Here is a 22,483-nt window from a genome sequence, read left to right on the forward strand (position 1 = left end):
TTTCCGTGAACGGGGGAAGGCCGCGGGAGTCCGACGGCGAGCGCCGGCTGAGGCGGCAGGCGGCGGTGGCGGCCGTGCTGCTCGGCCTGGTGATCGTGGCCGTGGCCGCCTTCAGCACCCCCTGGCACCTCCTGGCCTCCGGACCGCCCGACCCGGCCCGCGACTTCACCGCCGCGCAGATCGCCAGATCCAAGGCGTTCGACGCGGCCAGCACCCTGCCCGGCTACCTCTCGCTGGCCCTCACGCTGATCATCGCCGGGCTGCTCGCCGCCACCCCGCTCGGCGTGAAGCTGGTGGCCTGGCTCAAAGGCCCGTGGTGGCTCCGCGTGGTGCTGGGCGTTGTGGTCATCACCCTCGTCACCCAGCTGATCAAGCTGCCGCTCGCCATGTGGGGCGAGACGCTGCTGCGCGGCTACGGCCTGTCCATCCAGACCTGGGGGTCCTGGGCGAGCGACCGGCTGAAGAACATAGGGGTGGACGCGTTCATGCTCTGCCTCATGCTGCTGGTGCTCGTGGCGCTGGCCCGCAGGTTCAGGCGCTGGTGGATCCCGGCCGCCGTGGGCGCGTCCGCGCTGACGGTGCTGGCGTCGTTCGTCTACCCGGTGGTGTTCGAGCCGCTGTTCAACGACTTCACGACCATGCAGCAGGGCCCGCTCCGCACCGAGCTCCTGAACATGGCCAAGCGGGACGGCGTGCCGGTCGAGGACGTGCTGGTCGCCGACGCCTCCCGCAGGACGACCGCGCTGAACGCCTACGTGTCGGGGTTCGGCGCCACGCGCCGCATCGTCGTCTACGACACGCTGCTCAAGGCCCCGAAGTCCGAGGTCGAGCTGGTCGTGGCGCACGAGCTGGGCCACGCCAAGACCGATGACGTGCTCTACGGCACGTTCATCGGCGCCCTCGGCGCCGCGCTGGGCGCGATCCTGCTGTTCTGGGTGTTCGGCCCGGTACGCCGCCGCACCGGCGTCACGGGCCTGGCCGATCCCCGCGCGATCGGCGCCGTCATAGGCCTGATGACCTTCGGCTCGCTGCTCATGAGCCCCGCCGAGAACCTGATCAGCCGCCACATCGAGGCCAGGGCCGACCTGCACGCGCTGGACCTCACGCGCGACCCGGCCACGTTCATCGCGATGCAGAAACGCCTGGCAGTCACCAATATTTCCGACTTGTCGCCGGATGCGGTGGAATATGTGCTCTATGCCTCCCATCCTTCCAGTCCCGAGCGCATCGCGATGGCCCGCGCATGGGCCAAGCTGAACGGCGTCCCCGTGCAGTGACACGTGCGGCAGGACGCGCGACGCCGGGTTCGGGGCCCGCGGTGCTCGTCGTCACGAACGACTTCCCGCCCAGGCCGGGCGGCATCCAGTCGTTCGTGCACGGCCTCGCGCTGCGCACGCCGGGCGTGGTCGTCTACGCGCCCGCCTGGCCGGGCTGCGAGGAGTTCGACGAGCGCCAGCCGTTCCCGGTCGTGCGGCATCCGACGCGGCTCATGCTCCCGACCCCGGCCGTCGCCCGCCGGGCGGCGCGGCTGGTGGCCGAGCACGGCGCGCAGACCGTGGTGTTCGGGGCGGCGGCGCCGCTGGGGCTGCTCGCCCCCCGTCTGCGCCGGGCGGGCGCGCGGCGCGTGGTGATGCTCACCCACGGTCACGAGGCGTCGTGGGCGAGCGCGCCGGGCTTCCGCGCCGTGCTGCGCAGGATCGGCGGGTACGCCGACGTGGTGACGTACCTGGGCGAGTACACGCGAGGCCGCCTGGTCGCCGCCGTCCCGCCGGGCAAGCTCGTACGGCTCGCGCCCGGCGTGGACGTCGGCCAGTTCCGGCCCGACGCGCCCAAGGCCGAGCTGGGCCTGGACGGCAGGCCGGTGGTCGTGTGCGTGTCGCGGCTGGTGCCGAGGAAGGGCCAGGACCAGCTCATCAGGGCCTGGCCCCAGGTGCTGCGCTCGGTGCCGGAGGCGGTGCTGCTGCTGGTCGGTGGCGGCCCTCACCGCGGGCGGCTGGAGCGCATGGCGGCGGGGCGGGAGTCGATCAGGTTCACCGGCACGGTGCCGGCCGCGAGCCTGCCCGGCTATTACGCCGCCGCCGACGTGTTCGCGATGCCGTGCCGTACCCGGTGGAAGGGGGTGGACGTGGAGGGGCTCGGGATCGTGTTCCTGGAGGCGTCCGCCACCGGGCTGCCGGTGGTGGCCGGCGCGTCCGGCGGCGCGCCCGACGCCGTGCGGCCCGGCGAGACGGGGCTGGTCGTGGACGGCGAGGACCCGGGCAAGGTGGCCCAGGCGATCGTCGAGCTGCTGACCGACCCCGACAAGGCCCGCAAGATGGGCGCGGGCGGCCGCGACTGGATCGCCCGCGACTGGGCGTGGGAGCACGTGGCCGCCCGCTTCCACACGCTCCTCTAGCCCCCGCTAACCCTTCGTGGCCCCCAGCGTCAGGCCGGCCACGAACTGCTTGTGCAGGAGCTGGAAGACGATCAGCGTGGGCAGCGCCACCAGCACCGACCCGGCGGCCAGCAGGTTGTAGTCGGTGAAGAACTGGCCGCGCAGGTTGTTCAGCGCGGAGGTGACCGGCAGCTTGTCGCCCGACGACATCAGCACCAGCGCCCACAGGAAGTCGTTGTACATCCAGGTGAACTGCAGCGTGGACAGCGCCGCCAGCACCGGACGGCACAGCGGGAGCGTCAGCCGCCAGTACCGCTTCCACACCGAGGCCCCGTCCACCAGCGCCGCCTCGGTGATCTCCTCGGGGATCGTGCGCATGAAGTTCGCCATGACGAACACGCAGAAGCCGAACTGGAACGCCACGTGGACGAGGATCAGCCCCAGGTAGGAGTCGTAGAGCGACTGCGAGTCCGACAGCCACGCGGGCAGCGGCACGAGGGTGTAGAGGGTGTAGAGCGGCGTGATGAGGACCTGCGGCGGCAGCAGGTTCCCGGCGGTGAACACGATCAGCAGCGCCCTGCGCCCGGGGATGCGCAGCCGCGCGATGGCGAAGGCCGTGAACGACGCCATGAACAGCGTGATCAGCACGCCGGGCACGACGATGATCAACGTGTTGAGGTAGTAGCGGGGCAGCTCGGCCTGGGACCACGCCTGCCCGTAGTAGCCGAGCGTCACGTGCTCGGGCAGCGAGAAGTAGCCGAGACGGGCGGTCTCCTCGTACGGGCGCAGCGACGCGTAGACGGCCAGGGCCAGCGGCAGCAGCCACCCGAGGGCCACGAGCGCCAGGAAGGCGTGGAGCACGATCCGCAGCGGCCGCAGCGGACGCCGGGACACAACCCGCTGCTCCTGGGCCGGGGGAGCGGCGGCCGGGGCCGTGAGCGTCATCGTTCCTCCCTGAACATCTGCGACAGGTAGGTGACGATGAACCCCAGCGAGATCACCAGCAGGATCACCGCGATCGCCGAGCCGAACCCGATCCTGCTGGCCTCGCCCACGATGTTCTCGGTGACCAGCACGGACAGCAGCTCCAGCCCGTTCCTGCCCTTGTTGATGGCGTAGACGATGTCGAAGGCCCGCAGCGCCTCGATCACCGTGATGACCAGCACGATCACGTTGACCGGCCGCAGTGTCGGGAACACCACGCGGAAGAACGCCTGCCGCTCGTCGGCCCCGTCGATGGCCGCCGCCTCCTTCAGCGCCGGATCGACCGCCTTCAGCCCGGCCAGGTAGATGACCATGACGTAGCCGACGTGCCGCCACCCGGCCGCGATCATGACGACCCAGATGTTGATCGAGCTGTCGCCCAGCCAGTCCACGGTCAGCCCGGTCACCGCGTTCAGCACGCCGTAGTCGGAGGAGTAGACGAGCTGCGCGATGAAGCCGACGACGGCCAGCGACAGCACGACCGGCATGTAGAGCGCGCTCTGGTAGACGCGCGACAGCCGCAGCCGCCGGTCCAGCAGCACCGCGCAGAACAGCCCGAACGGCGTCGCGACCAGCCCGAGGAAGCCCAGCCACAGCAGGTTGTTGCGGACGGCCGACCAGAACGGCGGATATTCGGCCGCCAGGTCGTGGTAGTTCTGCCCGCCCACCCACTCGATCGGCCCGATGCCGTTCCAGTCGGTGGCGGACAGCCCGACGGAGGCCAGCGTGGGCCCCCAGATGAGGCCCACGTTGACGATGATGGCCATCCCCAGCCCGATGACCAGGACGGTCACGTCGCGGGCGGAGTAGCGACGGGTTTTGACTGCCATCAGCGGAAGATGTTGGCCTTCTGCTTCTCGATGCTCGTCAGCAAGGAGTCGATCTCGCCGGGCTTGCTCACGAACGACTGCAGCGACGGGATCATCACGGTGGAGGCGAAGTCCGGCCGCGTGTCGCGGTCGAGGAACTGGGCGATGTGGGTGGCCTTCGACACCAGCTCGGCGCCGCGCTTCTGCAGGGCGCTGTAGCCGGAGGTGTCGGCCTTGGAGCTGGCGGCCAGCGTGCCCGGGTCCAGCTTCGTGGCGATGTTCTGCGAGGAGGCCTGGGCGAGGTGCTTGAGCAGCGCCTTGGCGCCGTCCACGTTCTTGGCCTTGGCGGAGATCATGTAGCCGTCGATGGGCGCGTCGATGGAGTCGGTCCCGTACGCCGGGTTGATCTCGGGGAAGGTGAAGAAGTCGATGTCCTCGCGGTCGGCCTCGGGGAACTGCTGGGCGACGAACATCCCCAGGAGGTACATCCCGGTCTTCTTCTGCGCCAGCGACTGCCCGGCCTCCTGCCAGGTGCGGCCGAGCGCGGCCGGCTGGTGGTACTCCATCAGGCCCCGCCAGGTGTCGAAGACCTGCTTGACCTTCGGGTCGGTCCACGACTCCTTGCCGGCCATGAGCGAGACGTGGAAGTCGTAGCCGTTGATCCGCATGTTGAGGATGTCGAACGTGCCCATCGCCGGCCAGCCGTCCTTGTCGGCGAACGCGATCGGGATCAACCCGTCGGCCTTCATCTTCCTGGCCAGCGCGGTGAACTCGTCCAGCGTGGCCGGCGGCTGGTAGCCCTTCTCCTGCCAGACGCTCTTGCGGTAGAAGACCGCCCAGGGGTAGTACGTGGCCGGCACGAAGTACTGCTTGCCGTCGGTCCCGGTCGACTGGTCCTTGAACGCCTGCGTGTAGTCGCCGCCGATCTCCCGCCACACGTCCGAGACGTCGGTCGCCAGCCCCTGCTCGGCGAAGAACTGCATGCGGTAGCCCGCGAACCAGGTGAACACGTCGTCGGGCGTGCCGCGCAGGTAGCGGTTGATGTTCTCCTGGAACGTGTTGTGGTCCACCGTGTTGACCTTGACCGTGGCCTGAGTGAAGGCCTTGATCTGGGTCTCCAGAGACTTCTTCGGGATCTCGTCGGAGGCGTTGGAGCCGATCGTGACCGTCCCCAGGTTGCCCGCGGTCTTTCCGCCGGCGGGGGCCGGGGCGCCGCTGGAGCCGCAGCCGACGAGGGTGGCGGGCACGCCGAACGCGGCGGCCCCGAGCAGGAGATGGCGACGGGAGATCGGCAGACGTTGGTCCATGATGGGTTCCTCCTAGCCGGACCCTTCAAATCCCCCCGACTTCACTCACCTTCATTCAGGGAAAACCCAACATTTCCGACTGTCAACGCACATTTCTATGACCTTGCCCTGCGTCCACGCCGTGTCATGATGCGATCGAACCGGTGTCGGAACCTGTCGGGATCTGGTGATGCGATGCTCGCTCAGCAGCGTCAGCAGGCGATTCTGGAGCTCGTCAGGCAGAACGGCGGCGTCCGCGTGGTCGAGCTGGTGCGCGCGTTCGGCGTCTCCGACATCACCATCCGCCGCGATCTGGAGATGCTGGCCGGGCGCGGCCTGCTGGCCAAGGTGCACGGCGGCGCCACCAGCGTCGGCTCCACGGACGAGCCGGGCTTCGCGGTCAAATCGGTGCTCCAGGAGGGGGAGAAGCGGGCCATCGCCCGCCGCGCCGCCGCCCTCGTGCGGCCTGGCACCACCGTCGCGCTCTCGGCAGGCACCACCACCTGGACGCTGGCGCACCGCCTGGCCGCCGTCCCGGCCCTGACCGTCGTGACGAACTCGGTGCGCGTCGCCGAGGTCTTCCGCCACGCCGGCAGGGGCGACCAGACGGTCGTGCTCACCGGCGGCGTGCGCACCCCGTCGGACGCCCTGGTGGGCCCGGTGGCGGTGGCCGCGATCCGCCGGCTCAACGTGGACCTGCTGTTCCTCGGCGTGCACGGCATGACCGTCAGGGCAGGCTTCACCACCCCGAACCTGATGGAGGCGGAGACCGACCGCGCCCTCGTGGAGGCGGCGGGCCGGCTCGTCGTGCCCGCCGACCACACCAAGTGGGGCACGGTCGGCATCAGCACCATCGCCGAGCTGCGCGAGGCGGACGTGCTCGTCAGCGACGCCGGGCTGCCGCAGCCGGCCAGGGAGGCGCTGGCCGGGCACGTGGGCGAGCTCCTCATCGCCGAGGCGCACGGCACGGCCGGTCTGTTGGACGGCGCGTGAGCCCTCAGTGCTTCCCGTCGTAGAGCCCGTCGATCTCCTTGGCGAAGTCGCGCATGACGAGGTTGCGCTTGACCTTGAGCGTGGGCGTCAGGTGCCCGCTCTCCTCGGTGATGTCCAGGTCCAGGATCGTGAACTTCTTGATCTGCTCGGCCTTGGACACCAGCAGGTTGGCCCGGTCCACCGCCTCCTGGACCTGCGCCAGCACCGCCGGGTCCGTGCGCAGCGCGCCCGCGGAGGCCCCGTCGGGCAGTGCCTCGGGGTCGAGGGTGATCAGGGCGGCGACGAAGGGCCGGCCGTCACCGACGATCATGGCCTGGGAGATCAGCGGGTGGGCGCGCAGCGCGTCCTCCAGCGGCCCGGGGGCGACGTTCTTGCCCGCCGCCGTCACCAGGATCTCCTTCTTGCGCCCCGTGATCCGCAGGTAGCCGTCGGCGTCCAGCTCGCCGATGTCGCCGGTGTGGAACCAGCCGTCGGCGTCGATCACCTCGGCGGTGGCCTCGTCGTTCTTCCAGTAGCCCGGGGAGACGTTCCTGCCCTTGGCCAGGATCTCCCCGTCGTCGGCGATGCGCAGGCTCACGCCGGGCAGCGGCTTGCCGACGGTGCCGATCTTGTTGCCGAACGGCATGTTGACCGTGCACGGTCCCGTGGTCTCCGTCAGGCCGTACCCCTCGAAGACCTCGATGCCGACGCCCCTGAAGAAGTGGCCGAGCCGCTCGCCCAGCGCGCCGCCGCCGGAGACCGCGGCCGACAGGCGGCCGCCCGTGGCCGCGCGGAGCTTGGCGTAGACCAGCCGGTCGAACAGCAGGTGCTTCAGCCGGAGCCCGAGCGGCGCGCCGGCGGCGGAGGCGCGGCTCGAGGCCATCGCCACGTCCACGGCGCGGGCGAAGATCTTGCCCTTGCCGCCCGAGATGGCCTTCTGCTCGGCGCCGTTGTAGACCTTCTCGAACACGCGGGGCACGCCCAGCAGGAACGTGGGCTTGAAGTCCTGCAGGTCGGGGGCGACGTTCTTCATGTTGGGGGTGTGCGCGATGACCGCGCCCGCCTCGATCAGCACCACCTGGATGATCCGGGCGAGGATGTGCGCCAGCGGCAGGAACAGCAGGGCCGCCGGGTCCTTGGTGGCGAACAGCGGCTCCAGCGGCCCGCGCAGCACGTTGCGGGCGGTGAAGAGCAGGTTGTCGTGGGTGACGCGGCAGCCCTTGGGCCGTCCGGTGGTGCCCGAGGTGTAGACGACCGTGGCCAGGTCGGCGATGCCCACCCGCTCGCGCCGCTCGTCCACGTCGGCGTCGGAGACGTCGCCCGTCTCCAGGGCGCCGTCGACCCGCCAGACCGGCTTCAGGTCGGGCGCGGCCTCCCTGACGGTCCGCTCGTGCTCGTCCAGCTCGACGAAGACCGCCTTGGCCTCGCTGTCGGTCAGGATCCACCTGACCTGCTCGACCGAGGACGTCTCGTAGACCGGCACGGTGACCGCGCCGACGGTCCAGATGGCGTAGTCGACCAGCGTCCACTCGTAGCGGGTGCGCGACATCAGCGCGACCCGGTCGCCGTGCGAGATCCCCGCCGCGATCAGCCCCTTGGCCACCTCGACCACCTGGTCGCGGAACTCGGAGGCGGTGACCACGGGCCAGCCGCCGTCCGTCCTGCGGCGCATGATCACGGCGCCCGGCTCCTGCTCGGCCCGCTTGAACACGGTGTCGGACAGGCCGGCGGAGGCAGGCACATCGACCAGGACGGGAACGCTGTACTCGCGCAACGGATCAGACTCCTCTTCGGGGACCGCGCCTGGACGTTACCGCGTCAAGTTACGGACGGGTAGTGTCACAGCTCACGCTAGCAGCCGCCCTCAGTAGGATTTGCCCATGAGGGTCCATGTCGTCAGCGATGTCCATGGCAGGGCCGACGCGCTGGCCAGGGCGGGCGACGGGGCGGACGCGCTGATCTGCCTGGGCGACCTGATCCTTTTCGTCGACTACGACGATCACGCGCAGGGCATCTTCGCCGACCTGTTCGGCGCCGAGCAGGCCGCCGAGTTCATCGCGCTGCGCACGGCCAAGCGCTTCGACGAGGCCAGGGCCATGTCCGCGGGCCTGTGGGCGACGCTCGACGGCGACCCGCGCGAGCACATCGAACGCCACGTCCGCTCCCAGTACGAGACCCTCTTCGCCGCCATGCCTACCCCGGCCTACCTCACCTACGGCAACGTCGACCTGCCGCGCCTGTGGGCCGACTACCTCAGGCCCGGCCTGCGGGTGCTGGACGGGCAGGTGGCGGAGATCGGCGGCCTGCGGTTCGGGTTCGTGGGCGGGGGGCTCCAGACCCCCTATCGCACGCCGTACGAGATCAGCGACGAGGAGTACGCGGCCAAGGTCGAGGCGGTCGGGGAGGTGGACGTGCTGTGCTGCCACATCCCGCCGGCCGTGCCCGAGCTCCTCTACGACGTGGTGGCCAGGCGGTTCGAGCGCGGCAGCGAGGCCACCCTGGCGGCCATCGAGCGGACGCAGCCGCGCTACGCGCTCTTCGGCCACGTGCACAACCCGCTCTACGCGCGCACCCGCATCGGGCGCACCGAATGCGTGAACGTGGGCCACTTCCGGGGAAGGGGCGTGCCTTTCGTCCTCGAATGGTGACCCGGCCTGCGGTGGGCCGTGCCGGGCGATCCACCGCAACGAGCGGATTCTGCATTACGGTGGTCGCATGGCTGATCGCACCACTTCGAGCACCACCGTCAGCGCCGGCCGGCCCGAGGTCATGGCGGTCATCGCCGACTTCCCCTCATATCCCGACTGGGCCGGGCAGGTCAAGAGCGCCGAGGTCCTCACCACCGACGGACAGGGCAGGCCGGAGACGGTGCGCTTCGTCCTCGACGCCGGGATGATCAGTGACACCTACACCCTCGGCTACACCTGGCAGGACGACCACGTGAGCTGGCAGGTGGTCGAGCCGGGCAAGATGGTCTCCGACCTCCGGGGGAGTTACCGGCTCGCCGACACGGGCAGGGGCACGGACGTGACGTACGAGCTCACGGTCGATCTGAGCGTGCCCATGATCGGCATGATCAAGCGCAAGGCCGAGAAGGTGATCGTGGACACCGCGCTCAAGGGCCTCAAGAAGCGCGTCGAAGGCAGCTGAGTTGAGCCCGAGGGTCCTGCTCTTCACCGGTAAGGGCGGCGTCGGCAAGACCACGGCCGCCGCCGCGACGGCCACGCTCGCCGCCAGGCGCGGGCTCAAGACGCTGATCGTCTCGACCGACACCGCCCACTCGCTGGCCGACGCGCTCGACGTCGAGCCCGGCGAGATCGCGCCGGGCCTGCACCTCCACCAGGTGGACACGCAGAAGTCGCTGGAGCGCCACTGGGGCGAGCTGCAGCAGTACGCCAGGGGTGTGCTGAGCGAGCTGGGCCTCGACGAGATCACCTCCGAGGAGATCACCGTCCTGCCCGGCGCCGAGGAGGTCATCGCCCTGCTCGAGCTGCGCGAGCACGCCCGCGAGGGCCGCTGGGACGTGATCGTCGTCGACTGCGCGCCCACCGCCGAGACGCTGCGGCTGCTGGCCCTGCCCGAGGCGCTCGACTGGCACGTCAGCAAGCTCATGCCGGTCGGGCGCAGGCTCGTCAGGCTCGTCTCGCCGTTCGTGCGCAGCGTCGCCCACGTCAGCGCGCCCGGCGAGGAGGTCATGAGCGCGGGCGAGCGCCTGCACCGCGGCCTCATGGAGGTGCGCGAGCTGCTCACCGGCGAGCACGCCTCCGTGCGGCTCGTCCTCACGCCCGAGTCCGTGGTGCTCGCCGAGGCCAGGCGCACCCTCACCTCGCTCAACCTGTACGGCTACCGCGTCGACGCCGTCATCGCCAACCGCGTCTTCCCCTCCGGCGGCGCCGACGAGTGGCGCGCCCAGTGGGCGGCGGCGCAGTCCAGACTGCTCGCCGAGGCGGAGCAGTCGTTCGCGCCGCTGCCCATCCACGTCATCCCCTACCTGCCCGCCGAGCCCGTCGGCAAGGACGCGCTGGCCGAGGTGGGCGAGGCGATGTACGCCGGGTCCGACCCGTTCGCCGCCCACGACGTCGAGCCGCCGCTGCGGATGAACGCCGACGAGCTGGTCCTCGCCCTGCCCGGCGCCGTCCGCGGCGACGTCGATCTGGCCCGCAAGGGCGACGAGCTGATCGTCACGGCCGGGCCCTACCGCAGGATCCTGGCGCTGCCCGCGGCCCTGGCCCGCAGGAAGATCACCGGGGCCGCGCTCCGCGACGGCGTGCTGCGGGTAGGTTTCAGCCCGGGGAGCGAATCCGCGACCTGATGAGTTGAGGAGGATGAGCGACCCATTCGCAGGGAGGGCAAGATGACCGAGAGCAACACCGGCAACGACAGAGACCCGATCGGGACCGTCGCCGACGAGGCACGCAAGCTGTTCGACTCGATCCAGGGGCGGGCCACCCGCCAGGTCGGCAGGAGCGTGTTCAACTCCTTCACCGGCGCGGGCGCCCGCAGGGAGCGCGACGTGTGGGAAGAGGCGGTGTCCGAGCCCCACGACGAGTACATCTGCCGTGCCTGCCCGTGGTGCAGGGCCATCGCGGCGCAGCGCGAGTCGGGCGCCGACGTGACGGGGCACCTGATGGCCGCGGGCGGAGAGCTGTTCGCCGCGGTCCGTGGCGCGCTCGACGCCCTGAGCAGGCCCGCCCCCCGCGGGCCGCGCGAGGGCAGCGGGGATCGCCGTGCCACCCGGCCGGAGGGCGGCGGCGACGTGGAACACATAGATCTCGGATAGGGAGAAAAGGGGCCAATGCTCACGATCGGTGTCGATATCGGCGGGACCAAGGTGGCCGCCGGTGTGGTCGACGACAAGGGCGTGATCGTCGAACACACGCTCAGGCCCACCGCCGCCGACCGCCCCGACCTGGTGGCCGAGACGGTGGCCGATGTCGTTCGCGAGTTGAGCGCGGGCAGGCAGATCGAGGCCGTCGGGGTCGGCGCGGCGGGGTTCGTCGACGAGACCCGCTCGATGGTGCGCTTCGCCCCCAACCTCGCCTGGCGCGAGGAGCCGTTGCAGAAGAAGATCAGCGGCCTCGTCGGCCTGCCGGTAGTGATCGAGAACGACGCCAACGCCATGGCTTGGGGCGAGAGCCGGTTCGGCGCCGGGCGGGGCCAGTCCTTCGTGGTCTGCATCACGCTCGGCACCGGCATCGGCGGCGGCCTGGTGGTCGACGGCTCCCTCTACCGTGGCCGGTGGGGCATGGGCGCCGAGTTCGGTCACATGCAGGTGCTGCCCGGCGGGCGCCAGTGCGGCTGCGGCAACATCGGCTGCTGGGAGCAGTACGCCAGCGGCCAGGCCCTCGTCAAGGACGCCAGGGAGATCGCCGAGGCCCACCCGGAGCAGGCGAAGATCCTGCTCGGCCTGGCCGGCGGCAAGATCGAGGGTGAGGAGATCACCGAGGCGGCCCGGCTGGGTGACGAGGCCTCGCTGGCCGCGTTCGCCAGTCTGGCCGACTGGCTGGGCCAGGGCATGGCCGACCTGGCCTCCGTCCTCGACCCCGGCTGCTTCATCGTGGGCGGCGGCGTCTCGCGGGCCGCCGACCTGTTCATCGACCGGGCCCGCCAGGTCTTCGCCGAGAAGCTCACCGGCCGAGGGCACCGGCCGCTGGCCGAGATCCGCCTGGCCGAGCTGGGCGCCTCCGCGGGGGTGGTGGGCGCGGCCGACCTGGCCAGGCAGCGCTGACGATCAGGGTCGGCACGTACAACGTACGCGGGCTGCGCGACAGCGTGCCCGCGTTGACCCGGGTCATCGCCGCCATGCGCGCCGACGTGCTGTGCGTGCAGGAGGCGCCCCGGTTCGTCCGCTGGCGGGCCAGGCGCGGGGCCCTGGCCGCCGCGGCGGGCCTGCGCGTGGCCACCCCCGGCCGGATCGGCGGCGTGGCCGTGCTGATCGGCCCGCGCGCCGCCGTGCTGCACGCCGAGAGCCGCCGTCTGCGGGCCTTCCTCGGGCTGGAACGGCGCGCGCTCGCCCTGGCCGTGGTGGAGATCGATGGAGCCCGCCTGGCCGTCGGCTCGCTCCATCTCGACCTCAACGGCCCGGCCAGGGTGCACCACGCCGCCGAGGCCGTGGCGCTGATGGAGCGCGCGGCCGCCCGCTTCGGCGCCGCGATCGTGCTCGGCGGCGACATCAACGAGCAGGCGCACCAGCCCGCCTGGCGCTACCTCGCCGGACGGCTGGCCGACTGCCACGCCGTGGCGCCCAAGGGCGACGGCCTGACGTTCACCGCCGCCCGGCCCTCCGTGCGCATCGACGGCGTGTTCGCGGCGCGCGAGGCGCGTGTCGTGTCGTGCGGGGGAGTGGACGCCCCGATCGCCGATCTGGCCGGGGCCAGCGACCATCTGCCTGTTGTCGCAGAGTTGCGAGTTGGGCACTAACGGGCAAGACCGGCCCCCCAGCCCGTAGCATTTGCTCATGACCCGTCGCTATCGGCGGCGTGCGCTCTCCTTGATCTTGGCGACGTCCGTGGCCTTGACGCAGGTCACGCCCGCCGCGCATGCCGAACCCCGCCGCCCCGCCACCATGGAGGCGTGGCAGCAGTCGACAAGTGTGCGCCTGGCGGCCGACGGTTCATTGTCCGACGTGCTGGCCGTCTCCTCCAACGACGTGTGGGCGGTCGGCCAGCAGGAGATCTGGGACGTCTGGAAGAACCGCGGCACCATCCGCCACTGGAACGGCAGCGGCTGGTCCGAGGTCTCCATCCGCGACGCCACCGCCGCGGGCAATCTGCGCGGGCTGGCCGTCGCCGGGCCGTCCGACGTGTGGGCGGTCGGCGACGGGCACGACGGGCTGCCGTACCTCACCCACGGCGACGTCAGCGGGTTCGACCGGGTCAGGCCGCAGGGCCTGCGGGCGGGAGACTGGCTGGGCGGCGTGGACGCCAAGCCGGGGCGGGTCGTCGCGGTCGGCAGCCGCGACAAGCAGGGCCTCATCCTCACCGGCCAGGGCAACTCCTGGACCGTGCAGCAGACCAAGGAGAAGGGCGCGCTCTACGCGGTGGCCGGCGGGTTCGCCGTCGGCGACACCGGCTCCGCGCCGCTGATCGTGCACTACTCGGGCGGCTCGTGGAAGTCCATGCCGGTGCCCGCCATCCCCGGCGGCTACCTGCGTGACGTGCAGGTCGACAGCACCAAGCGGGCGGTGGCCGTCGGCGGCGTCTACCGCGGGCCCGGCGAGGTCTCGCCGCTCGTGCTCACCTGGAACGGCAAGCGCTGGAGCGAGCAGCCGGTGCCCGTCTCCGACGCCCGGCTCTACGGCGTGACCGGCGACGGCAAGGGTCGCTACTGGATCACCGGCTACGACCCGGCACGGGCCGCCGAGCCGTTCATGCTGCGCTGCGAGAAGGGCGAGTGCGCGACCATCCGCGGCGGCGCCAAGCAGGGCCGCAGCAGCGTGCGCCTCCAGGCGGTGGCCTACCTGGCCGGCAAGGGCACGGTGTGGGCGGTCGGGCACGCGGTCGACACCCGCGACCGCTACACCGACGTGGTCGAGTCGTTCGCGCCCAAGACCACCACCGCGAAGTCCTAGCGGCGGCCCTACAGCACGGCGCCGTCGTCCCAGCCGGAGTCGTTGGGCGGGCCGTCGCCCATGCGCACCACCAGCGCCACGAACCCGCCGATGAACGCCGCCACGGCCGTGAACAGCGCCCAGCCCTCCATGTGCCAGCTGGCCATCGCGGCCACCAGGAGATAGGCGGGGCCGCCGAACAGGGCCACCCACGCCAGCTTGGTGGGCAGGTCGAGCTTGGGCAGCGGAGGCGGCGGGGGCGGCTCGAAGTGCCCCTCCTCCTCCTCCTCCTCGTCTGCCGAATCCTTGTACGGGTCCTCGTCGGGCTCGGGCTCCTCCGAGGGTTTCACCACTCGGCGGGTGGGCTCGGCGGGGACGTTCTCGCTGTCCGGCCATGGCTGGTCGGCCGAGTCGCGCTCGGCGGTGTCGTTGAAGGACGCGACGATCTGCCGCCAGACCTCGTCCTCGTCACTCTGGGGCGTCACCTAGATGGGCCTCTCCACAGCGATCGCGACTTCCCCCTGGGTGCGATCAGTCCCTCTGCAAGGGTACCGAGGCATGTGTCCGGATGAAGTCGAGGCTCCCGGCAAAGATCCTGTCGGCATCGTTGTCAAGCGTCGCAACATGGTAGCTATCGCTTAGCTCCTCGATCGTGGCCTGTGGGACCTTCTCACGGATGATCGCCACACTCGTCGGCTTGACCACGTGGTCCTCCGTGCTGTGGAAGACCAGCAGTGGTTGCGTCACTTTAGCCAGGTCGGCCTGCACCAGCGACCACAGTGTGGGCAGCGACGCGGCCGCCTTCACCGGGGTGCGGGCGTAGGCCAGCTCGGTCACGCCGGGTTTCTTGACGTCGTTGGCGACGCCGGGCACCGACGGCACGAACCACTTGAGCAGCGGAGCGAGCTTGAGCAGCGGCACGTCGTTGGCGATCGACGGGTTGACCGCGATCACGCCGGCGATCGCCGGGCCGTGCACCTCGGCGAGTCGCAGCGCCAGGCAGCCGCCCAGCGACAGCCCCGCCACGAACACGTCCGGGCAGCGCCCCTGGAGGTCCGCGAACGCCTTCTCCACCTCGGCGTACCAGTCCTCCCAGCGCGTCCTGTTCATCTCCTGCCATGTGGTGCCGTGCCCCGGCTGGCGGGGCAGCGAGACGCTCACCCCGTGCGCGGCCAGGAACTCCCCCCACGGGCGCAGCGACTGCGGCGTGCCGGTGAACCCATGGCAGAGCAGCACGCCGATCTGGCCTGCTCGATGGTGATAGGGCTCCGCGCCTGGCATGAGCGGCATAACAGCTCCTCCATGCAGTTTCATTCCGGGCAGATTCCTCCGGGAACGGCCCGATCGTCGCACGTTCCGGGGTGTTTGTGCGAGAGCTGGTGTAGGAGCATCGTGTTCAAGGTGGGAAGATGACTCTGCTCACACGTAACGTGCTGGAGAAGAGGTGCCGGGGTGTTCTACTGGGTGGTCAAGGCCATCTTGGGTCCGTTCCTCCTCGCCGTCTTCCGGCCGTGGACGGAGGGCGCGGAAAACGTGCCCAAACAGGGGCCCGCGATCCTGGCCGGCAACCACCTGTCGTTCGCCGACCACTTCTTCGGCCCGCTGCAGATCCGCCGCAAGGTCATCTCGCTCGGCAAGGCCGACTACTTCACCGGGCGCGGCATCAAGGGCTTCTTCACCCGGCTGTTCTTCAGCGGCGTCGGCACCGTGCCGATCGACCGCTCCGGCGGCAAGGCGAGCGAGGCGGCGCTGCGCACCGGCCTGCGCATCCTGCGCGAGGGCCACATCCTCGGCATCTATCCCGAGGGCACCCGCTCGCCCGACGGCCGCCTCTACAAGGGCAAGACCGGCGTGGCCAGGCTCGCCCTGGAGTCGCGGGCGCCGGTGATCCCGTGGGCCGTGATCAACACCTACGAGATGATGCCGCCGGGGCGGCCGCTGCCCAAGCTCGGGATCCGGCCGGGCGTCAAGTTCGGCAAGCCGCTCGACTTCTCCCGCTACTACGGGATGGAGGACGACCGGCTGGTGCTGCGCGCCGTGACCGACGAGATCATGTACGCCCTGATGGAGCTGTCCGGGCAGGAATACGTCGACAAGTACGCCGCGAGCGCCAAGGTCGAGATGGAGCGCGCCGCGCGCGCCGCCGCCGCCAAGGGGTGAGCTCACCCGGAGGCGCGTAAGACCGCCTCGGTCTTCTGCATGGCCGTGGTCATCGTGCGCAGCTCGGCGCGGCTGATCCGGTCGATCAGGTACGCGCGCACGACCTCCAGGTGACCCGGCGCCACGCGTTCCAGGCAGCGCACGCCCGCGTCGGTGAGCACCGCCAGCACCCCGCGCTCGTCGCCCGGACAGGTGGCGCGTTCCACCAGGCCCGCCTTCTCCAGCTGGGTGATCTGGTACGTCAGCGCGCTCTTCGACACCACGACGCCCTTGGCCAGCTCGGTCATGCGCATCTGACGGCCCGGGGCGTCCGACAGTCGCGTCAGAATTTCGTACTGCGGATGAGTCAGCCCGGCCGCGGCCTTGAGCTGCTCCTCGATCCGCCGTTCGAGCAGGTGGGCGGTGGAGAGGAAGGCGCGCCACGCCGCCATCTCCGTCGCGTCGAGCCATCGGGGGTCCGTCACCGGTTCAGTCTACTGTCGTTCAGATTTGAACAAACGATGCTAGGGTTGTTGTTCAAATCTGAACGACTCTAAGGAGAGATCGCATGATCGGCCAGGCGCGCCCCGTCGTCCTGCTGCTCGCGAGGATCGCCATCGGCGTGATCTTCCTCGTGCACGGCTACCAGAAGTTCGCGACCATGGGGATCGCGGGCACGACCAAGTTCTTCGAGTCTGCGGGCATCCCGCTGGCCTCCGTGGCCGCGCCCGCCGTCGCCGTGCTGGAGGTGGCCGGCGGGCTCGCGCTGATCCTGGGCGCCGCGCTGCCGATCGTCGGCACGCTGCTGGCCCTCGACATGGTGGGCGCCATCGTGTTCGTGCACGGCGCGAGCGGGTTCAGCGCCGGCGAGGGCGGCTACGAGTTCGTCCTGGCACTGGCCGCGGCCAGCCTGGCCATCGGCTTCACCGGCGGGGGCGCGCTGGCCCTGGACAACGTCCTGGCCCGCCGCCGCAGCCCCGAGTCGGCGCTCGCCTGACGGCTGCCTGTCCGGGACCCCGCGCCTGCGCGGGGTCCCGCCGCGTTTCAGGAGAGATGGGCGCGGATCTGCGCGATGTGCTCGGGCGTCGTACGGCAGCATCCGCCGATCAGCGACGCGCCCGCCAGCCGCCACTCCTTGGCCGCCTGCCCGAACTCCACCGGGTCGGCCAGCCCCAGCCACCGGCGGTGCCCGGCGTCCCACGTCTCGCCCGAGTTGGGGTAGACCACCACGGGCAGCCCGCCCGCCAGGCACGAGATCAGCCCGGGGATGTGACGCGGCGCGGTGCAGTTGGCCCCGACGGCCACCACCTGCGGGTTTCCGCTGAACAGCGCGGCCGCCTCCGTGATCGGCGTGCCGTCGTTGAGCCGCTCGCCGTCGCGGCACGAGAAGCTCACCCACGCCTTCGCCTCGGGCGTGCGGGCCAGCAGCCTGGCCAGCGCCCGCGCCTCGGGGTAGGACGGGATCGTCTCGCAGGCCAGCAGGTCGGCCCCGGCCGAGGCGAGGATCTCCCAGCGCGGCAGGTGCCAGTCGAACAGGCCGTCCTCGTCGAGGTCGTAGTCGCCGGTGTATTCGGCGCCGTTGGCCAGGAAGGCGCCGTACGGGCCGACCGAGGCCGCCACCAGCCCGCCTCCGGCCTCGTCGCGGGCCTGCGCGGCCAGCTCGACCGACAGCCTGATCAGCCGCTCGGCCGCAGCCACGTCGAGGCCGCGCCGGACGAATCCCGCGATCGTGGCCTGATAGCTGGCGGTCGTGGCCACGTCGGCGCCCGCCGCGAAGTAGTCGGCGTGGGCGCGCCGGATCAGCTCGGGCCGCTCCAGCAGCAGCCGCGCCGACCAGAGCTCGTCGCCGAGGTCGGCGCCGAGCCGTTCGAGCTGGGTGGACAGGCCGCCGTCCAGGACAAGTGCAGTCACTCCACCAGGGTACGAGCACGTGAGCGGGCCCGGGGCCGCCTACCGGGGGCGTGAGCCCGCGCCCACCACCGGAGGCCGGCCGGGGAAGGCGCTGATCACGTGGTCGAGCAGGGCCGGCGTGTCCTCGGGCGAGTCCACCGTGAAGTCCGCCACGCGGGCCAGCTCGTCGCCCGTCTCGGCGTTCGCCACCGCGACCCGGACGCCCATGAAGGCCGGGTCCCGCTCCTCCCTGCCGCGCAGCGCGTCGAAGGCCCGGCCGTCGGAGAGGTCGTCGCCGAAGTACCAGGCACGGGTCAGCGTCTCGATCTCGCGGGCGACGACCGTGCCCTTGTCGCGCTCGACGGGCGGCCTGAGCTCGACGACCATGCGCCCGTCCTGCTCCCGCAGCCCCAGCTCGGCCGCCTTGCGGGACGACCACCGTTCGACCGCGCCGCGCAGCGCCGGGGCCGAGCGGTAGTGCAGCGCCACGATCAGGGCCTTGTCCTCGATCAGGATCTCGCGCGGCAGGTCTCGGGCGGCCTCCTCGGCCACGCGCCGCATGACCGGGGCCCACGGCTCGGCCTCGGCGTCCGTGCGCACGCGGCCGTCCTCGACGGTCTGCATGCCGTACAGGCCGAACAGGCGCAGCTGGGGAGCGCCCGAGAAGCGGTCGCGCAGGTAGGCGGCGGGGCGGGCGGACACGATCGCGACCTTGCTCACGAGCCTGGCCAGCACCTGCAGCCGCTCCACCGCACCGGCCACGGGGGACACCGCGCCGGGGTCGCGCATGATCGGGGCGATGGTGCCGTCGTAGTCGAAGAAGAAGCCGGATCCGGCGCTCTCCGAGACGGTGGCGGACACTGCTTCGGCGAAGCGGAGCGGGGCGCGAGAGGTCGCCATGCTCAGTGACGATAGAACAGCGCGACCGGGTCGGACAGACGCCTTCCCGTGAATTTCCCGGCCCTTGCCCGCCACCCGCCGTACATGATCACGACGCCGTGTCCGGGGCCGGGAGGGCCGCCAGGCGGGAGAGGGCGCGCGGGTCGAGCACGACCACCTCGCCGGCCCGGATCTCGATCATCCCCCGCCGCTCGAACCCGCGCAGGGCCCGGTTGACGCTCACCCTGGTCGCGCCGATCTCGGCCCCCAGGCCCGCCTGGCCGGCGTGCAGGGGGACGCGGCCGCCGGCGCAGCGCCGTACCAGCCAGGTGGCCACGCGCGAGGGCACGTCGCGCACCGCGGCGTCGGTCAGCCGCTCGTCGAGGTCCCGTACGGTGGCGGCCAGCGTGCGCAGCAGCCGCGCCGCGACGGACGGTTCGGCGGCGACGAGCTCCAGCACCGCCGAGCGCGGCAGGTACGCCACCTCCACCGCCGTCATGGCCGTACGGGTCGCCCGGTGCGGGCCGTCCACGAGGAGCGCCGTCTTGTCGAACGCGACGGGCGCCTCCTCCACGGCGAGCACCACCTCCTTGCCCTCGGCGCTCACCCGCCCGGCCCTGACCCGCCCGTCGAGCAGCACGATCAGGTGCTCCGCCGGATCGCCCTCGGTGCACAGCACCTGCCCGGCCGGGTAGCGCCGCCGCCGCGACAGCGCCGCGAGCCCGCCCAGCCGCCCTTCGTCGAGCCCGCCGAACATCGGCAGGTCAGCCAGCGTGTACGTCATGTATCCCGATATACACCAGCCCGGTGCCCGGCGATGCTGAGCGCCGGCACGTGGGACCTCTAGCGTGCGGGCATGGCGAGATACGTACTCCAACTGGCCTTCGACGGCGACCCCGGCCGCCTCGCGGCACGGCCCGCGCACCGGGAACACCTGCGGCGGCTCAAGGACCAGGGGCGGCTGGTGAGCGCCGGGCCCTGGGCGGACGATTCGGGGGCGCTGCACGTGTACGAGGTGGCGGACGAGGCCGAGCTGCGCGACATCCTCCGGGAGGATCCGTACACGGCGGTGAACGGCTACGAGATCGTCCTCATGAAGCAGTGGACGCCGATCCTGTAGCCCCGTTCTCCAGGGGCCCGGCCGGGCCCCCGGAGAACGCCATGGCCTACGAGCGCTTCCAGAAGGGCCCACGGCGAGGGCCGCCGGACCCGCCTTGGCCGGATCCGCCCACGAGCGTCGTGAGGACCTCCACCGCCCGGTCGTGCAGGGCTTGGGCTTCGGCGCCCGGCCGCTCGGCGGCCTCCAGCTCGCGGGCCAGCGTCTCCAGCTCCGCGTTGCCCCCGAGGTAGGCCGCCAGCGCCGCCAGCCGCGAGCCCAGGTCCGCCAGATAGAGCAGATCGGCCATGGGCAGCGCCTTCAGCCGGTCGAGCTCGGCCACCAGCTGCGGCCTGACGGAGTCCAGCGGGTGGGCGGGACGCGGCGCGAACTTCGGCGCCCTGCCAGCGCTGCCCGGCCTGCGCGGCGCGAAGGGCGCGGGCGTCGGCGGCCCACCGAAGCCCCCTCCGCCCGCCGCCGGCCCACCGGCCAGGAAATCCGGTGCCGCGTCGGCGGGACCGAGACCGGGGTCCGGCATCCGCATCCGCGGGGCGGCCGGCGGGGCGGCCATCACCGCCGCCTGCGCCATGAAGCCCATCATCGGCGAGCTCTGCGGCAGCTCCCACCCGCTCGGCGGCTCGACCGGCTGGATGACCCGGTGCTCGGGCCCTCCGTCGGCGACCTGCCTGGTGTCGACCGCCACGTACGCGGTGAAGCGGCACAGCACGCCGTACTCCAGCGACGTCCGCACGATCCGCGGCTCCAGGTCGTGCTCGCCCATGGCGTAGCGGTCCTCCAGCTCCCGCAGGTGCGCGCGGGCCCACACGGCCTGGATGGCCGGATTGTCCACCGTCACGCCCGTGACCTGCTCCTCCCACGGCCCTCCGGCCGCCAGGCCGCGCACGGTGAGTGAGGAGCCCTCGCGGTGGCGCCCGTACACGCGCAGCGGCACGCCCGGGAAGATCGACCCGAGATGGGTGACGGTGTCCGGCTCGAGCTCGAGCCCCTTGACGGACAGGTCGGTCACCAGGGGAGCGCCGATCCGGCGGTGGATCTGCTCCATGGCCGCGTCCAGCCGGTCCTCCGACTCGACCAGCTCGCACCGGCCCGCGCCGAGCCCGGCCAGGCGTCCGAGGAAGCCGGCGTTCACGGCGCGGTCGATGCCGACCGTGTGCACGCGCATCGCCGACAGGGCGCCGCCCGCCTGCTCCAGGATCTGGTCCTCGTTGCCCACCTGGCCGTCGGTGACCAGGACGATGACGCGTTCCCGCTCGTCCCGGCCGCCCAGCAGGGCGATGGCGCGCCGCAGCGGCTCCAGCAGCTCGGTGCCGCCGCGGGCGTCCACCCGCGCTAGGTGCTCGACGGCCCGGTAGCGGTTGCGGTCGGACGCCTCCACCAGGCCCTCGAACGCCTCCTCCACCACCGAGTCGAACGTCAGCACCGCGAACCTGTCCTGGGCCGTCAGCGTGTCGACGATGCGGGCCGCGGCCCTCCTCGCGGCGACCATCTTCCAGCCGCCCATGCTGCCGGAACGGTCGAGCACCAGCACCAGGTCGCGCGGCGCGCGCGTGGACTGGAGCGGCGGCGGCACGACGGTGAGCGCGAACGTCCCCCGGCTGTCGAGCTGCAAGGACGTGGACGCGTCGAACGACAGCCGCAGGATGAAGTCGCGGTCGAGCCGCTCGCCGGGGCGCAGCCGTACCGTGTGGCCCTCCTCCTCCACCACGTGCAGGCTGGAGGCCAGCTCGCGCAGCTCCAGCCCGGCCGCGTCCACGGTCGCGCTCAGCGACAGGCGCACCGGGTCGGGGAAGCCGGGCAGCAGGACGGGCGGGCTGATCCTGGACGCGTCCGGCACCGCGTCCGTGTCGGGCGCGACCCCGTCGCCCGCGGGCGGGCCGTCGATGGGGCTGCCCGGAATGTAGCGCGGGGCCACGACCAGCGGGAATCGGAACGTGGCCGCCCCGTCCTCGTACGGCAGGGGCTGGCTCATGGTCAGCCGGACCGAGACGCGCTCGCCGGGCAGGATGTTGCCCACCCGGATCGTGAACACGTCGGGCCGGTCCTCCTCGGCGATCGCGGCCCGCCTGCCCTCGCGCAGCGCCTGGTCGTAGTCGGCCCTGGCCTGGGCGCGCTCCTTCAGCACGCCCTCGATCACCCGGTCGTCGGCCTCCATCCGGAACCCGGTGACGGCCGCCCGGTCGGGCAGCGGGAAGACGTACGTGGCCTCCAGGGTGACGTCGAACGGATTCCTGAACCCCTGGGTCACCTCGACCCCGGCGATGAGGCCGGAGATGCCGGCGTTCACGTCCACGCTTTCGAGCGGCAGGTTGCCGCGCTCGGTCCGCAGCGCGCCGAACCCGGCGTCCGGCACCGGCAGGCACCGTGCGGGCTCCAGCGAAGTGATCTTCATATGCCCTGTGGCGCAAAGACCTCGGCGTTCATGCCGAGATGGAGGCGCCTCCCCCCTTCAGTCTTCTCGTTCCTGTTGCTCTATGAGTTTTGTCG

Annotated in this window: 24 protein-coding genes; 13 read left to right on the forward strand and 11 right to left on the reverse strand. The window is 71.6% G+C overall.

What is annotated here, in order from left to right:
* Window positions 1–5 precede the first annotated feature (5 nt).
* Both ACFKCF_RS15395 and ACFKCF_RS15400 read left to right on the forward strand, forming a co-directional pair.
* Window positions 6–1,277, forward strand: a complete 1,272-nt coding sequence (locus tag ACFKCF_RS15395; RefSeq protein WP_394494070.1) for a M48 family metallopeptidase — start codon at window positions 6–8, stop codon at window positions 1,275–1,277.
* Between the two features lie 41 nt (window positions 1,278–1,318).
* A complete protein-coding gene (locus ACFKCF_RS15400) occupies window positions 1,319–2,395 on the forward strand; it encodes a glycosyltransferase family 4 protein (protein ID WP_394494072.1) in 1,077 nt (358 codons plus the stop codon).
* Between the two features lie 6 nt (window positions 2,396–2,401).
* On the opposite strand, the gene ACFKCF_RS15405 is transcribed toward ACFKCF_RS15400, so the two are convergent.
* The 3 genes from ACFKCF_RS15405 to ACFKCF_RS15415 are packed head-to-tail and all read right to left on the reverse strand — an operon-like array spanning window position 2,402 to window position 5,474.
* Window positions 2,402–3,319 (reverse strand): carbohydrate ABC transporter permease, encoded by a 918-nt coding sequence (locus ACFKCF_RS15405; RefSeq protein ID WP_394494074.1) that lies wholly within the window; start codon window positions 3,317–3,319, stop codon window positions 2,402–2,404.
* Entirely contained in the window at window positions 3,316–4,188 is an 873-nt protein-coding gene (locus ACFKCF_RS15410) for a carbohydrate ABC transporter permease (RefSeq protein ID WP_394494076.1), read from the reverse strand. The genes ACFKCF_RS15405 and ACFKCF_RS15410 overlap by 4 nt, the downstream gene beginning before the upstream one ends.
* Window positions 4,188–5,474, reverse strand: a complete 1,287-nt coding sequence (locus ACFKCF_RS15415; protein ID WP_394494077.1) for an ABC transporter substrate-binding protein — start codon at window positions 5,472–5,474, stop codon at window positions 4,188–4,190. The genes ACFKCF_RS15410 and ACFKCF_RS15415 overlap by 1 nt, the downstream gene beginning before the upstream one ends.
* Window positions 5,475–5,648: 174 nt before the next feature.
* Here ACFKCF_RS15415 and ACFKCF_RS15420 point away from each other — a divergent pair, with 174 nt between their 5' ends.
* On the forward strand, window positions 5,649–6,446 hold the full coding sequence (locus ACFKCF_RS15420) for a DeoR/GlpR family DNA-binding transcription regulator (RefSeq protein ID WP_394494078.1): 798 nt from the start codon (window positions 5,649–5,651) through the stop codon (window positions 6,444–6,446).
* A gap of 4 nt (window positions 6,447–6,450) precedes the next feature.
* Here ACFKCF_RS15420 and ACFKCF_RS15425 read toward each other — a convergent pair whose 3' ends face one another.
* Window positions 6,451–8,199 carry an AMP-dependent synthetase/ligase gene (locus tag ACFKCF_RS15425; protein WP_394494080.1) on the reverse strand — a complete coding sequence of 583 codons (1,749 nt, stop codon included), beginning with the start codon at window positions 8,197–8,199 and terminating at the stop codon, window positions 6,451–6,453.
* Between the two features lie 106 nt (window positions 8,200–8,305).
* On the opposite strand from ACFKCF_RS15425, the gene ACFKCF_RS15430 reads away from it, so the two are divergent.
* The 7 genes from ACFKCF_RS15430 to ACFKCF_RS15460 all read left to right on the forward strand — a co-directional run bounded on the left by ACFKCF_RS15430 (window position 8,306) and on the right by ACFKCF_RS15460 (window position 13,995).
* Window positions 8,306–9,073 (forward strand): metallophosphoesterase, encoded by a 768-nt coding sequence (locus tag ACFKCF_RS15430; protein ID WP_394494082.1) that lies wholly within the window; start codon window positions 8,306–8,308, stop codon window positions 9,071–9,073.
* A gap of 67 nt (window positions 9,074–9,140) precedes the next feature.
* Entirely contained in the window at window positions 9,141–9,575 is a 435-nt protein-coding gene (locus ACFKCF_RS15435; RefSeq protein WP_394494083.1) for an SRPBCC family protein, read from the forward strand.
* A 1-nt stretch (window position 9,576) separates the two neighbouring features.
* Window positions 9,577–10,737, forward strand: a complete 1,161-nt coding sequence (locus ACFKCF_RS15440) for an ArsA family ATPase (protein WP_394494084.1) — start codon at window positions 9,577–9,579, stop codon at window positions 10,735–10,737.
* Between the two features lie 42 nt (window positions 10,738–10,779).
* Window positions 10,780–11,205, forward strand: coding sequence for a DUF5304 family protein (locus ACFKCF_RS15445; protein ID WP_394494086.1), 426 nt, complete (start codon window positions 10,780–10,782; stop codon window positions 11,203–11,205).
* A gap of 15 nt (window positions 11,206–11,220) precedes the next feature.
* Window positions 11,221–12,153: an ROK family glucokinase gene (locus tag ACFKCF_RS15450; RefSeq protein WP_394494088.1), complete on the forward strand. Its 933-nt coding sequence runs from the start codon at window positions 11,221–11,223 to the stop codon at window positions 12,151–12,153.
* Between the two features lie 44 nt (window positions 12,154–12,197).
* The gene (locus ACFKCF_RS15455; protein ID WP_394494089.1) at window positions 12,198–12,845 is read left to right on the forward strand and encodes an endonuclease/exonuclease/phosphatase family protein; all 648 of its coding nucleotides are present in this window, start codon (window positions 12,198–12,200) and stop codon (window positions 12,843–12,845) included.
* A 37-nt stretch (window positions 12,846–12,882) separates the two neighbouring features.
* A complete protein-coding gene (locus ACFKCF_RS15460; protein WP_394494090.1) occupies window positions 12,883–13,995 on the forward strand; it encodes a hypothetical protein in 1,113 nt (370 codons plus the stop codon).
* Between the two features lie 8 nt (window positions 13,996–14,003).
* Here the strand turns inward: ACFKCF_RS15460 and ACFKCF_RS15465 are convergent, their stop codons facing one another.
* Both ACFKCF_RS15465 and ACFKCF_RS15470 read right to left on the reverse strand, forming a co-directional pair.
* On the reverse strand, window positions 14,004–14,459 hold the full coding sequence (locus ACFKCF_RS15465) for a hypothetical protein (protein ID WP_394494091.1): 456 nt from the start codon (window positions 14,457–14,459) through the stop codon (window positions 14,004–14,006).
* 46 nt (window positions 14,460–14,505) lie between these two features.
* Window positions 14,506–15,264, reverse strand: coding sequence for an alpha/beta hydrolase (locus ACFKCF_RS15470; RefSeq protein ID WP_394494093.1), 759 nt, complete (start codon window positions 15,262–15,264; stop codon window positions 14,506–14,508).
* A 162-nt stretch (window positions 15,265–15,426) separates the two neighbouring features.
* Here ACFKCF_RS15470 and ACFKCF_RS15475 point away from each other — a divergent pair, with 162 nt between their 5' ends.
* Window positions 15,427–16,134 (forward strand): lysophospholipid acyltransferase family protein, encoded by a 708-nt coding sequence (locus ACFKCF_RS15475; RefSeq protein WP_394494094.1) that lies wholly within the window; start codon window positions 15,427–15,429, stop codon window positions 16,132–16,134.
* Between the two features lie 2 nt (window positions 16,135–16,136).
* On the opposite strand, the gene ACFKCF_RS15480 is transcribed toward ACFKCF_RS15475, so the two are convergent.
* Complete coding sequence (locus ACFKCF_RS15480) at window positions 16,137–16,598, reverse strand: MarR family winged helix-turn-helix transcriptional regulator (RefSeq protein ID WP_394494096.1); 462 nt, start codon at window positions 16,596–16,598, stop codon at window positions 16,137–16,139.
* A gap of 83 nt (window positions 16,599–16,681) precedes the next feature.
* Here ACFKCF_RS15480 and ACFKCF_RS15485 point away from each other — a divergent pair, with 83 nt between their 5' ends.
* The gene (locus ACFKCF_RS15485; RefSeq protein WP_394494097.1) at window positions 16,682–17,110 is read left to right on the forward strand and encodes a DoxX family protein; all 429 of its coding nucleotides are present in this window, start codon (window positions 16,682–16,684) and stop codon (window positions 17,108–17,110) included.
* 47 nt (window positions 17,111–17,157) lie between these two features.
* Here the strand turns inward: ACFKCF_RS15485 and mmuM are convergent, their stop codons facing one another.
* The 3 genes from mmuM to ACFKCF_RS15500 form a co-directional block, all read right to left on the reverse strand.
* Entirely contained in the window at window positions 17,158–18,024 is an 867-nt protein-coding gene (gene mmuM / locus ACFKCF_RS15490) for a homocysteine S-methyltransferase (RefSeq protein WP_394494098.1), read from the reverse strand.
* A gap of 39 nt (window positions 18,025–18,063) precedes the next feature.
* The gene (gene otsB, locus ACFKCF_RS15495) at window positions 18,064–18,903 is read right to left on the reverse strand and encodes a trehalose-phosphatase (protein ID WP_394494099.1); all 840 of its coding nucleotides are present in this window, start codon (window positions 18,901–18,903) and stop codon (window positions 18,064–18,066) included.
* Between the two features lie 88 nt (window positions 18,904–18,991).
* Window positions 18,992–19,666, reverse strand: coding sequence for a Crp/Fnr family transcriptional regulator (locus ACFKCF_RS15500; RefSeq protein WP_394494100.1), 675 nt, complete (start codon window positions 19,664–19,666; stop codon window positions 18,992–18,994).
* A gap of 72 nt (window positions 19,667–19,738) precedes the next feature.
* Here ACFKCF_RS15500 and ACFKCF_RS15505 point away from each other — a divergent pair, with 72 nt between their 5' ends.
* Entirely contained in the window at window positions 19,739–20,002 is a 264-nt protein-coding gene (locus ACFKCF_RS15505) for a YciI family protein (protein WP_394494101.1), read from the forward strand.
* A 46-nt stretch (window positions 20,003–20,048) separates the two neighbouring features.
* Here the strand turns inward: ACFKCF_RS15505 and ACFKCF_RS15510 are convergent, their stop codons facing one another.
* Complete coding sequence (locus tag ACFKCF_RS15510) at window positions 20,049–22,388, reverse strand: VIT domain-containing protein (RefSeq protein WP_394494102.1); 2,340 nt, start codon at window positions 22,386–22,388, stop codon at window positions 20,049–20,051.
* Window positions 22,389–22,483: the final 95 nt, after the last annotated feature.

The organism is Nonomuraea sp. JJY05, assembly GCF_043496855.1.
GTDB lineage: Bacteria > Actinomycetota > Actinomycetes > Streptosporangiales > Streptosporangiaceae > Nonomuraea.